The sequence below is a fragment of the Nonomuraea sp. NPDC050310 genome (assembly GCF_040655795.1).
Classification (GTDB): domain Bacteria; phylum Actinomycetota; class Actinomycetes; order Streptosporangiales; family Streptosporangiaceae; genus Nonomuraea.
The window spans coordinates 53,117-64,098 of sequence record NZ_JBFAKP010000034.1; the positions used below are offsets into that span (position 1 = coordinate 53,117).

At 72.7% G+C, this 10,982-nt stretch carries 9 protein-coding genes; 3 read left to right on the forward strand and 6 right to left on the reverse strand.

All coding sequences use genetic code 11. The features are described from left to right. Positions 1–594 precede the first annotated feature (594 nt). Both AB0I67_RS40685 and AB0I67_RS40690 read left to right on the forward strand, forming a co-directional pair. Positions 595–1,947, forward strand: coding sequence for an MFS transporter (locus AB0I67_RS40685; protein ID WP_357935810.1), 1,353 nt, complete (start codon positions 595–597; stop codon positions 1,945–1,947). A gap of 116 nt (positions 1,948–2,063) precedes the next feature. Continuing rightward, on the forward strand, positions 2,064–2,747 hold the full coding sequence (locus AB0I67_RS40690) for a maleylpyruvate isomerase family mycothiol-dependent enzyme (RefSeq protein ID WP_357935812.1): 684 nt from the start codon (positions 2,064–2,066) through the stop codon (positions 2,745–2,747). A gap of 98 nt (positions 2,748–2,845) precedes the next feature. Here the strand turns inward: AB0I67_RS40690 and AB0I67_RS40695 are convergent, their stop codons facing one another. The 6 genes from AB0I67_RS40695 to AB0I67_RS40720 all read right to left on the reverse strand — a co-directional run bounded on the left by AB0I67_RS40695 (position 2,846) and on the right by AB0I67_RS40720 (position 10,135). After that, the gene (locus tag AB0I67_RS40695) at positions 2,846–3,466 is read right to left on the reverse strand and encodes a dihydrofolate reductase family protein (protein WP_357935815.1); all 621 of its coding nucleotides are present in this window, start codon (positions 3,464–3,466) and stop codon (positions 2,846–2,848) included. A gap of 139 nt (positions 3,467–3,605) precedes the next feature. Continuing rightward, positions 3,606–6,212 (reverse strand): family 78 glycoside hydrolase catalytic domain, encoded by a 2,607-nt coding sequence (locus tag AB0I67_RS40700; RefSeq protein ID WP_357935818.1) that lies wholly within the window; start codon positions 6,210–6,212, stop codon positions 3,606–3,608. Continuing rightward, positions 6,209–7,198: a serine hydrolase domain-containing protein gene (locus tag AB0I67_RS40705; protein WP_357935821.1), complete on the reverse strand. Its 990-nt coding sequence runs from the start codon at positions 7,196–7,198 to the stop codon at positions 6,209–6,211. The genes AB0I67_RS40700 and AB0I67_RS40705 overlap by 4 nt, the downstream gene beginning before the upstream one ends. Further along, on the reverse strand, positions 7,195–8,013 hold the full coding sequence (locus AB0I67_RS40710) for a carbohydrate ABC transporter permease (protein ID WP_357935824.1): 819 nt from the start codon (positions 8,011–8,013) through the stop codon (positions 7,195–7,197). Before AB0I67_RS40710 ends, AB0I67_RS40705 begins: the two co-directional genes overlap by 4 nt. Then, positions 8,010–8,864, reverse strand: a complete 855-nt coding sequence (locus tag AB0I67_RS40715) for a sugar ABC transporter permease (RefSeq protein ID WP_357935827.1) — start codon at positions 8,862–8,864, stop codon at positions 8,010–8,012. The genes AB0I67_RS40710 and AB0I67_RS40715 overlap by 4 nt, the downstream gene beginning before the upstream one ends. Continuing rightward, positions 8,858–10,135 (reverse strand): ABC transporter substrate-binding protein, encoded by a 1,278-nt coding sequence (locus tag AB0I67_RS40720; protein WP_357935830.1) that lies wholly within the window; start codon positions 10,133–10,135, stop codon positions 8,858–8,860. The genes AB0I67_RS40715 and AB0I67_RS40720 overlap by 7 nt, the downstream gene beginning before the upstream one ends. Before the next feature lie 152 nt (positions 10,136–10,287). Here AB0I67_RS40720 and AB0I67_RS40725 point away from each other — a divergent pair. Next, a partial coding sequence (locus AB0I67_RS40725) for a LacI family DNA-binding transcriptional regulator (RefSeq protein ID WP_357935833.1) occupies positions 10,288–10,982 on the forward strand: 695 nt, incomplete at its 3' end.

Below are 10,982 nucleotides of genomic sequence, written 5' to 3' on the forward strand. Positions count from 1 at the left end.
CCAACATGCCCTGCGTACCCGGCGGCCCCACCCCCAAAACGACCTTGAACACCGTCCGGTTAGGCCCAGCGACGCCTCGCCCAGTCCCTGACGGCAGCCGGCCTCGCGCGACCCCCCGAGCCCACCGTGCGACCCCCTGCGCACCCGCTGTTCGGTGGCCCCGAACCCACCGCGCCCGCCGTTCGGTGCCCCCGGACTCACGGTGCGGCCACCGCAGGGTCCTCTCGAGCCCGTCGAGCGGACCCGCCGCGACTGCCGTTCGAACCGGGCGGGGCCGTCGGGCGGTCAGGTCGAGGCCATCCGCACGCCAGCGGCGCCACCCGCGTGCACCTGAGGTGGGTGTCGCCGCTAGCCCCACGAGATCCCCGTCAACCGCCGCCACCGCGGGAGCCCGCCAGCCGCGTTGCCGCGGCCACCCGGTCGGCCCGGCGATCGAGGCGGCCGGGCCGCCGGGTCGGCTCGGCCACCGACCACCCACCCGGCGTTCCCCCACCACGACCGACCTCGTCCAGCCTCGGAAACTGTCGGTGCCACCTGCGAGCATGTCCACCTTGCCGGACAGAACGACGGCCGGTGGACGAGGAGAGGGGCTCCGTGCTCGGATCGCTGCCTACGGCGGCCAGGACGTTGATGTGGGTGCGGATCCTCAACCAGCTCGGCGCCTACGCGCTGTCGTTCCTGGCGGTCCTCGCCGGGCCTGAGCTGGCGCCGGCCGCGCTGGTGCTGTTCGGCGTGATGGCCCTGATCTCACGCTGGACGGGAGCCTTCCTGCTCGACCGGTTCGCACCCCGCGCCGTCCTGGCCGCCGGGCTCGCCGCGACCGGCGTCGCCCTGGCCACCCTGGCCATGGCCCAGGGCCCGGCGCAGGTGCTCGTCGCGGTCGCCCTGGTCGGGCTGGCCTTCGAGATCTACGAGCCGGCCACCCAGGAGGTCCTGGCCCGGGCCAGCTCGGGGGAGCAGCGCCACACGACGTACGCGGTGATGGGCGTGGTGCTGTCGGCGGCCGGAGCGGTCGCGGGGCTGCTGGCCGCGGTGCTGCTGCCCCTGGGGGTGCGCTGGCTGGTGGTGGCCGACGCCCTCACCTGCCTGACCGCCGCCGTCGTGGCCCTGGCCTGCCTGCCCCGCGAACGGCCCGCCGTGGGGCACCTCGAGACCTCCGCGCTGCCGGGTAACAGCCCCGTACCTTCACCTCCACCGTCGACTTCACGCGCATCCTCACCGTCAGCCCAGTCGGCCGCCCGCCAGCACCCTTCACCTGCGGCACAGCGGGACGGCGGGCGGGCCTCGGGGATCGCGGCGGCTCCGTCGCAGCGGTGGCGCCCCTCACTGGGGGCTCGCCTGGGTGGCCGGTGGCGGGTCGCGCGTGGGGTGCGCCAGGGTGCGCGGTGGCGGCCGCCGGGGGTGTTGGTGTGGCTGACGGTGGCGGGGACGGCGTTTGCGGTGGGGTATCTGGCGGTGATGATGTATCTGCCGCTGGCGCTGCTGGAGCGGGGGGTGGCGGCGTGGGTGCCTGGGCTGACGTTGGCGGGTGCGGCGGTGGTGGCGCCGGGGGCGTTGTGGGTGGCTCGGCGGTTCCTCGTCGGGCGGTCGCACGGGGCGATCATCGGTGGCGGCACGGTGTTGCTCGGTGGGTTGGCGGTGGTCATGGGGCTGACCAGCAGTCCGCAGGTCACCATAGCCGCGTATCTGGCCTGCACGGCGGTCAACGGGGTTCTGCTCGGGCGGTGGCAGTCGGTGGTGGCTGATGCGGCGCCGGAGGAGGAGCGACCTCGGTGGTTCGCGTTCCAGGGGTCGTCGTGGGGGCTGGCTCAGCCTGCCGTACCACCGCTGGCCGCGCTGGCCGCGGCGGCGGTCGGCGCGGTCGGGTCCGGGGCGTTTCTGGCGGCGGGGGTGGCGTTCCTGCTGGTGCCGTTCGCGTTGCGACGCACCCAGGGGGTCACCGCCTGACACCGCACCGATGAGTTTGTCCCTCGATGGGAGTCTGCTCACCTGACCAGCCCAAAGAGGGCACAACACACTGGCCTGTCCTATCAAGCTCGCCCCGACGCACCATGAGGGAATCTGTGAACTCCGACAAGAGACTGACCACCACCGGCTCGACGGCAAAGGGCCCCCAGGCTGCGGAGTTGTGGCCGCTGGTCCATGCCGAGCGGGCCGCCCTGGCCGCGGATCTGGCCGGCCTCACCGACGAGCAGTGGGCGACGCCCTCGTGGTGTGAGGGGCTGAGCGTGCGGGAGGTGCTGGCTCACCTGACCGCGGGGGCGAGCCTGACCAGCTTGCGGTGGCTGGCGGGGGTGATCCGGTGCCGGTTCGACTTCGACAAGCAGGTGGCCATGCGGCTGGCCGAGCAACTGGGGGCGAGTCCGGCGGAGACGCTCGCCCGGTTCGCCCGGGTGGTTGAGAGCACGACGAAGCCGCCGCTGCCGGTGATCGCGATGCTGGGTGAGGCGGTCGTGCACGCCGAGGACATCCGGGGGCCGCTGGGGCTGCGGAACGCCTCCCCGATCGGCACGCTCACGCTGGTGGCCGAGTACTACCAGGGGTCGGATCAGGTGGTCGCGGCCCGGAGGCGGATCGCGGGTCTGCGGCTGGCCGCCACCGACGGGCCGTTCGCGACGGGGTCGGGGCCGTTGGTGTCCGGGACCACCCTGGCTCTGATCATGGCGACGACCGGGCGGATGGCCTACTGCGACGAGCTCGAGGGGGACGGGGTGGAGATCCTGCGCGGCCGGCACGCCATGAGGTGACCCCGGCACATCAGGATGTGCGCGCCGCGCGGCCGGCTCGTCCTGAGGTGGGTGGCGTCCGGGCGGCGCCCCTGGGTGGGGGCCGCCCGAGTCCAGGGTCAGTCCTGGTGGGCGCCCGGGACCTGGTCCTTGACCTCGTCGTAGCCGGCCGGTGCGGGCGGCGCGGCCGGGGTGTAGATCACGCGGATCACCCCGGTCGGGAAGGCCTCGGTGGCGGTCACCTTGAGGTGGTACGGCTCCGCGCCCTCGTCGAAGAGCCTGCGCCCCTTGCGGGCGGCCACGGGGTGCACCAGCAGGCGGAGCTCGTCGACCAGCCCGGCGGCCAGGAGCTGCTGCACCACGGAGATGGACCCGGGGATGAGCACGCCCTTCACCCCGGCGTCGGCCCGGAGCGCGGCGGCCGCGTCGAGCAGGTCGCCGTCGATCAGCTCGGAGTTGCGCCAGGTGAACTCCAGCGGCTGCCGCGAGGCGACCACCTTGCGCATGTCCCCGAGCTGCTTGGCGAACGGCGCGTCCTCTCCGCCCCCGGCCTCACGGTCGGGCCACGCGCCGGCGAAGCTGTCGTAGGTCTCGCGCCCGAGCAGCAGCACGTCGGCGGCCTCGTAGTCCTCGGTGACGGCCCGCCCCATGTTCTCGTCGAAGTAGGGGAAGTGCCAGTCCGGGTCGATCTCGGCCACGCCGTCGGCCGAGATGAACAGGGTGGATATGATCTTCGCCATGGCGAGGTCCCTTCAGGTGCGGAAGCGTCGGTGGGCAGACCGGCGCGACGTCCCAAACTAATCGGTCCGCCGCGGATCCACCCACCGCGCCTCACCGCGCCCCTGACCGGGCCCCTGACCGGGCCCCTCACCGGGCCCCTCACCGGCCCAGTTCGTCCCACTCCTGGAGCAGGTGGGCCGTCGCCGCCGCCGGGGCGGTGAACGACCAGCGGCCCGGCGGCAGGGTGAGGGCGCAGCCGCCGTCGGGGAGCCGGGTGGTGGGCAACTGCTCGTTGAGCCCCATCAGGAAGGTGCCGTTGACGGTCATCCCGTCCCACGCGCCCCGCACCGGCAGGACGGCCCGCGCGCTGACGCCCTCGGGGACGGAGAAGGTGAACTGGACGCCGTCGGGTCCGGCCCGCCAGCCCGATTCGACCGGGCCCGAGGCGCTGTCGTAGCGGGCGTGCGCGTGGCGGAGGAGCGGGACGGGGCCGGGGCGCAGGAGCAGTTCGCCGAAGCCGCCGCCGGTCCCGCGCGGGTCGTCGCCCAGGCCCGCGACGTGCCGGAACAGCCAGTCGCCCACGCAGCCGTAGGCATAGTGGTTGAAGGAGTTCATGGCTGGCGTCTGCAGGCCGTAGCGGTGGTGCCAGGCGTCCCAGCGCTCCCACATGGTGCTCGCCCCGGCCCGGAGCTGGTAGCGCCAGGACGGGTAGCCCTCCTGGTTGAAGATCCGGCAGGCCAGGTCGTGGTGGCCGGTCTCGGAGAGCACGGGCAGCAGCAGGGGCGTGCCGACGAAGCCGGTCATGAGCCGGTGCCCGTCGGCGCGCACCAGGTCGGCCAGCGCCTGCGCCGAGGCGGCCCGGTCCTCGGGCGGGATCAGGTCCCAGGCGAGGGCGACGGCGTAGCCGGTCTGCGTCTCGGTGTGCAGCCGCGGCCCGGCGAGGAAGGCCCCCTGGAACGCGCCCGACACCCGGGTGAACGCCTCGCCGTACTCGGGGGCGTGCGGTTCGCCGAGCACGTCGGCCACATGCGCGATCAGCCGGAGGCTGCGGGCGAGGGCGGCGGTGGCGATGAGACTTTTGGGCGTCTCGACGGTGCCGGGGGCCAGCCAGTCGCCCAGGGCCCGGCCCGGCCGCAGGCCGTCCTCGGCCTGGTCGAGGCAGTAGCCGGCCCACCGGCGCATCGGGTCGTAGGCGCGGCGCAGCGTGCGGTCGTCGCCGTAGCGCCGCCACAGCAGCCAGGGCACCTCGACCAGCGCGTCGGACCAGACGGGGGAGTCGTAGCCGTACTCGGGCAGGACCGGCGCGACGTGCGGGACGGCGCCGTCGACCCGCTGCCCGTCGATCAGCGTCGTCACCCAGCCGGACAGGAACGCCTGCGTGTGCCGCAGGAAGCTGAGCGTGGAGCCGAATACGGAGATGTCGGCGGTCCACCCGGTGCGCTCGTCGCGCTGCGGGCAGTCGGTCGGCACGCTCACCAGGTTGCCGTCGGCGGAGGCGCCGATGTTGGCGACGAGCTGCCGCACGGCCGGGTCGCTCACCGTCAGCGAGCCGGTGACGGGCAGCGCGGAGGACAGCAGCATCGCCTCCAGGTCGCCGGGATTCAGCGCGCCTGGCCAGCCGGTGAGCTCGGCGTAGCGGAAGCCGTGCAGGGTGAAGGCGGGCTCGACGACGTGCGAGCCGGGGCCGAGCACGAACTCGTCCCGCTGGTCGGCCGAGCGCAGGTTGTCGGTGTAGAGCCGGCCGGCGGCGGTCAGTTCCTCGCCGTGCCGGACGACGATCCGCACAGGATCGGGCGTCCGCACGCGCAGGCGGAGGCGGCCGACGACGTTGCGGCCGAAGTCGGCGACCTGGACGCCCGGCACGGGCTCGGTCACAGAGACGGCGGGCACCGTGCCGATCACCCGCACCGGGGGAGCGGGGTCGGCCTGCACGAGGATGGGCGGAGCGGGCGCCTCCGTGGCGGTCTCGCCGGTCGATGAGCCGGGCGGGACCTGGACGGTCTCGCCCATGATCAGGTCGGCGCGCGGGCGGCCGAGGTCGTGCCGGGTCCAGGACGGGTCCGTGGCGTACACGCGCCGGACGCCGCCGTCGTCGCGCACGAGCACCTGGGCGCTGACGGCGGGCCGGTCGCCGTAGCGGAACGGCCCGCCTCCGGCGACGTGCCCGGCGTACCAGCCGGGAGCCAGCCACAGCTCCAGCTCGTTCGCGCCGGGGGCGAGCAGGTCGGTGAGCTCCAGCAGCCGGTAGCGCGTCCGGTGCCCGTAGTCGGTCCAGCCCGGCGCCAGCTCCTCCTCGCCGAGCCGTACGCCGTTGAGCAGCACCCGGTAGACGCCCAGTGCGGTGGCGGCCAGCCACGCGCGCCCGGCCGGCCGGGTGAAGGAGCCGCGCAGGCTCACCGCCGCCCGCGGCTCGCCCGCCAGCCACGGCGCGTCCCACTCACCGCGCAGCCCCGTGGTGAACGCGCCGCTCGCCTGCCCCTCCACCTCCCAGGTGTACGGCACCAGCGGTTCCAGCAGCTCATCGGGCACATCCACCGCGTAGGCCCCGGCCGGCACGACCGACCGCCACACCGCACGCCCGTCCGCGGACACCGTGACGGCGGCCTCCTCGGCCACCCGCCCGTCCCACGACAGCCGGGGCGACGGCTCGTCCACGCCGACCGGATCCACCAGCCCGCACGTCAGCCCGGCCCGCGAGGCCCGTACGGCCGGCCGGATGTAGGGCGTCTGCGCGCCCGAGACCTGGACCCCCGAGTTCCGGTTCACGCATCGAGCCCGGTGGTGAAGGCGTTGTGCAGGCCGTCGAGGTCGACGCCGAACACGCTCGGCGCCATGACGTTGATCAGCAGCACGAAGCACGCGTCCTGCTCCGGGTACATCCACCACTGGCAGCCCGAGGCCCCGCCGTGCCCGTACAGCCGCCGCTCCAGCAGCCCCGGCGCCGAGTGGCGCAGGTTCCAGGTGAGCCCCCAGTCCTGGCCGGCGTTGACCGGATCGGGCTGGAGCTTGACCAGGCCGGTGGTCTGCGGCGTGGTCATGGCGGCCAGCGTGGTCGGGTGGACGAGCGCGCGGTCGCCGCGCAGCAGCGCGGAGCCCAGGGCCAGCAGGTCCTCGGCGCGGGAGAACAGCGCCCCGGCCGGGTGGCGGAGCCCGACGAACTTCGCGAAGTCGAAGCCGGGCCCGAGCAGGTCGAGGTGGTGCACCTCGGCCGCGTCGCAGGCCGGGTCGAAGGTGATCCGGCCGCCGCCCGGCACCAGGGTGTTCAGGTCGGAGTCGAGGAGTTCGGCCAGGCTGTGCCCGGTGACGTCGCGGAGCATCTCCTCGATGCCGGCGAAGGCCAGGTTGCAGTACTGGCTGAGGGTGCCCGCCTCGAACATCGACGGCGCGGTGACCAGGTGCTCCACCAGGTCGTCGGGGGTGAGCGTCTGCTCGGCGATGCCGCTGGTGTGGGTGAGCAGGTGCCAGAGCGTCACGTCGGGCCGGGGGAAGCGCGGCAGGACCTCACGCAGCGGGCGGCGCAGCGACAGCAGCCCGCGCTCGACCTGGCGCAGGGCCAGCAGCCCGGTCAGCGGCTTGGTCACCGAGAACAGCGCGAAGTGGTCGTCGGCCCTGGTCGCCCGGCCGTCGTGGGTGCCGAAGGACTCCAGCACCTCGATCCCGCCGGAGGTGGCGGCGCCGAACACCGCGCACGGCAGCCGCCCCTCCTTGATCTCGCGCCTGACCCAGTCGAGCGCGATGTGGTGAGTGGTCATCCCTTGAGAGCACCTTCCGTGAGACCGGCCAGGACGCGCTTCTGCGCGACGACGTACACCGCCACCAGGGGCAGCGTGGTGAGCAGGACGTGGGCGAAGACGAGGTTCCAGTTCAGGCTCTGCAGGGTGCCGGAGGCGAACTGGAACAGGCTCAGCGGCAGCGTGGCGTTCGCGCTGCCCTGGAGCAGGAAGAGGGCGAAGAAGAAGTCGTTCCAGACGTTGATGATCAGGATCACGCCGCCGACGAACAGCACCGGCCGCAGCAGCGGCAGCAGGACGCGGACGAAGATCTGCGCGCGGGAGGCGCCGTCGATGGCGGCGGCGTCCTCCAGGTCGCGCGGGAAGGCCCGGACGAACCCGGTCGCCAGGAAGATCACGACGCCGAGGCGGCAGCCGGTCATCGTCAGCACGTAGCCGAGCGAGCCGCCGTCCAGGGACAGGGCGCGCAGCAGGTAGACGGTCGGGATGATGGACGGCGGCAGCAGGATGGACAGGCCCATCACGAAGTAGGCCGCCTGGAGCCAGCGCGAGCGGCTGCGCCCGAAGGCCCACGCCGCCGCCGCGCCGAGCAGTACCACGGCCAGCACGATCGGCACGGTCACCTTGAGGCTGTTGAGCAGCCCCACCAGGTAGCCGCCCCGGTCCAGGACGATGCCGTAGTTCTCGGCGATCGCCCACGTCCTGGGCAGGCCGAGCCCGAGTTCCGCGGCCTCGCCCGCGGGCTTGAAGGAGTTGACGACCACGAGCCAGACGGGCACGAGCACCCACGGGATCGCGAACAGCGTCAGCGCGATGTACTTCACGGCCGTTCTCATCCGGCCACCTCCCGGCGCCGCAGCCACCACACCAGGGGCACGGCGGTGACGATCACCAGCAGGGTCACGGTGAAGCCCAGCGCGCTGGCCGAGCCGAAGAAGCCCTGGCCCCACTGCTGGCGCATCACCACGTTCAGCGCCCGCGTGTGGTCGCCGGGCCCGCCGCCGGTGGTGGCGGCGATCACGTCGTAGGCGCTGAGCGCGCCGACCAGCGTGACCGCGACGTTGAAGGTCAGCGCGGGGGCGAGCATCGGGAAGACCACCCGGCGGAACCGGGTCCACGGCCCGGCCCCGTCCACCGTCGCCGACTCCAGCAGCGACTTGGGGATGGAGTTGAGGCCGGCGATGTAGACCAGGGTGATCAGCCCGCTCCACTTCCAGGCGTCGATGAAGGCGACCACCACCAGCGCGGTGGCCGGTTCGCCGAGCCAGGCCCAGTCGAGGCCGAGGAAGGAGTTGACCGCCCCGTCGGGGGCCAGCAGCCCTCGCCAGATGTAGCCGGCGGCCAGCGGCGAGATGAGCGTCGGCAGGAAGAACGCCGAGCGGAAGATCGTGTTGATCCGGCTGGTCCGCTGCAGGGCCAGGGCCAGCGAGAGGCTGACGGTGTTCTGGATCGCCATGCACAGGATCGCGTAGGTCACGGTCACGGTGACCGCGTTGGCCAGCAGGTCCTGGTCGATCAGCGTGCGGACGTTCTCCAGCCCGTTCCAGGTGATCTCGGCGCGGAAGCTGGTCCACGAGGAGAAGGCGAAGCGGACGTTGAGCAGGAACGGGGCGACGAAGAAGACCGCGACCAGCACGATCGCGGGCAGCGCCCACACCAGCCAGCCCGCCCGGTTCCGCATCACCATCCGGGCAGCCCTGCCGCCTTGGCCGCCTGCTCGACCTGGCCCTGGAGCTGGGTGGCCGCCTTCTGCGGGTCCTTCTGCCCGGCGATCAGCTCGGACATGAGCTGGGCGAGGCCGCCCATGCCGGGGATGTCGGAGTTGAAGGCGATGACCGCGCCGCCGTCGTAGGCCTTCTTGACGTCCTGCAGCACGGAGGAGACGCCCTCGGGATCGGGCACGTCCTTGAACACCGGGAAGGTCTTGGCCGCGGTGATGTACTCGGCGTAGGCCGGGCCGGTCATGAAGCGCACGAAGTCGAGCGCCGCCTTCTCGCGGGCCGCGTCGCCGGTCTTGGGCAGGTAGAAGGTGCCGATCGGGCCGGGCGCGTAGGTGACCAGCGGCTTGTCGCTGGACAGGCCGACGAAGCCGACCGTCTCGTCCACCTTCTTCTGGTCGCCGCCCGCCGCGGCGAGCAGGGCGGGGAGCATGTCGGAGTGCTGGGCGACCATGGCCGCCTCGCCGCTGACGAGGGCCTTCATGGAGTCCTCGAACTTGGCGGTGACGATGTCCTTGTTGAAGCAGCCGTCGGCCTTGAGCTTGGCGTAGGCGGTCAGGCCGGCGACGAAGGGGGAGCCGGGGTCGGCCAGCGTGCTGGTGTGGCCGGCGATGGCCTTGCCGTACGCGTTGGCCTGGTTGGCGCCGGCCAGGTAGAGGATGGGCAGGATCTGCGTGGGCCAGATCGAGCCGCCCGCCTCGAAGACCGGCGTCACGCCCGAGGACTTGAGCGTGGCGCACGCCGTGGACAGGTCGGCGAAGGTCTTCGGCGGCTCGGGCAGCAGCTTCTTGTTGTAGTAGAGGCCGAAGACCTGGGGGAAGCCGGTGATCGCGGCGTAGACCTTGCCGTTGACCGCGCCGGCGGCCTGGTAGAGGTCGCCGGACCTGGCGATGTAGGCCTCGCCGGTCAGCTCGCGCAGGTTCTGGGCGGGGTTGAGGGCCAGTAGGCCGCTAACGGTGGCGTGGTACTCCAGGATGTCCGGGCGCTCGCCGGTGGCCCACTTGGTCTGGGTGGTGTCCTCGAAACCGTCGGACGGGATCGCGACGAGCTCGATCTTGTGGCCGGACTGCTTCTCGAACTTCTTGTACATCTCCAGCAGCGGCGCGGGGTCCGCGCTGTTGTGCCAGAGGGTCAGCTTGACCTGGCCGGCCGCCTCCGGGGCGGAGGATCCGCAGCCGGAGAGGGACAGGGCGAGGACGGCGCCGATCGCCGCGCCGAGTAGACGGGTTGGTGCGCTCACGGCCCGTCCTCCTGTTCTGTGAAGGAAAATGTGTGTAGAACGTTCTCCATAGATGCGGCAGATGTCAAGGGGTAGATCTGCGAACCCCAGCCGAGCTAGCCTCTCCTCTGGACAACGTTCTACGCGAAGGATGGCTTGTGAGGAGCGGACGGGTGACGATCGCCGATGTGGCCAGGCGGGCCGGGGTCTCCACGGCAGCCGTGTCCAAGGTGGTGCGGGGCGCCTACGGGGTGAGCGCCGAGATGCAGGCCAAAGTGTCGCAGGCCATCGACGAGCTGGGCTACCGCCCGCACGCCGCGGCCCGCGCCCTGCGCGGCCGCACCTACACCCTCGGCGTCATGCTCTCCGACACCCGCAACCCGTTCTTCCCCGACATCATCGAGGGCGTCACCGGCCAGCTCGGCGACACCGAGTACCAGGTGCTCCTCGGTCCCGGCGGGATCGAGCCCAGGACGCAGGCCAGGATGACCGACGCCATGATCGACCGGAGCATGGACGGGCTCATCCTGATCTCGCCGGTCATGACGGACGCCGAGCTTGCCGCCATCGCGGCGGCCACCCCGGTCGTCGTGGTGGGCCGGCACGGCGGCGCCTCGGCCTACGACTCGGTCGTGGACGACGACGTGATGGGCGCCAGGCTCGTGGTCGACCACCTGGCCGGCCTCGGGCACACCCGCATCGCGCACATCACCCACCTGGAGCGGGCCCGCGCCCAGGGACTGCCGCACACCGTGCGCGCCGAAGGCTACCGCCAGGCGATGCGCGCCCACGGGCTCACCGGCGACGTGCTGGCCACCTCCTTCACCGAGGAGGGCGGCTACGAGGGCGCGCGCGAGCTGCTCGCGCG

What these genes read in the sequence shown, in the direction of transcription:
- AB0I67_RS40710 (WP_357935824.1), bottom strand. Translation starts at nt 8,013, where the DNA reads ATGAGAACGGCCGTGAAGTACATCGCGCTGACGCTGTTCGCGATCCCG.
- AB0I67_RS40695 (WP_357935815.1), bottom strand. Translation starts at nt 3,466, where the DNA reads ATGGCGAAGATCATATCCACCCTGTTCATCTCGGCCGACGGCGTGGCC.
- AB0I67_RS40715 (WP_357935827.1), bottom strand. Translation starts at nt 8,864, where the DNA reads ATGGTGATGCGGAACCGGGCGGGCTGGCTGGTGTGGGCGCTGCCCGCG.
- AB0I67_RS40705 (WP_357935821.1), bottom strand. Translation starts at nt 7,198, where the DNA reads ATGACCACTCACCACATCGCGCTCGACTGGGTCAGGCGCGAGATCAAG.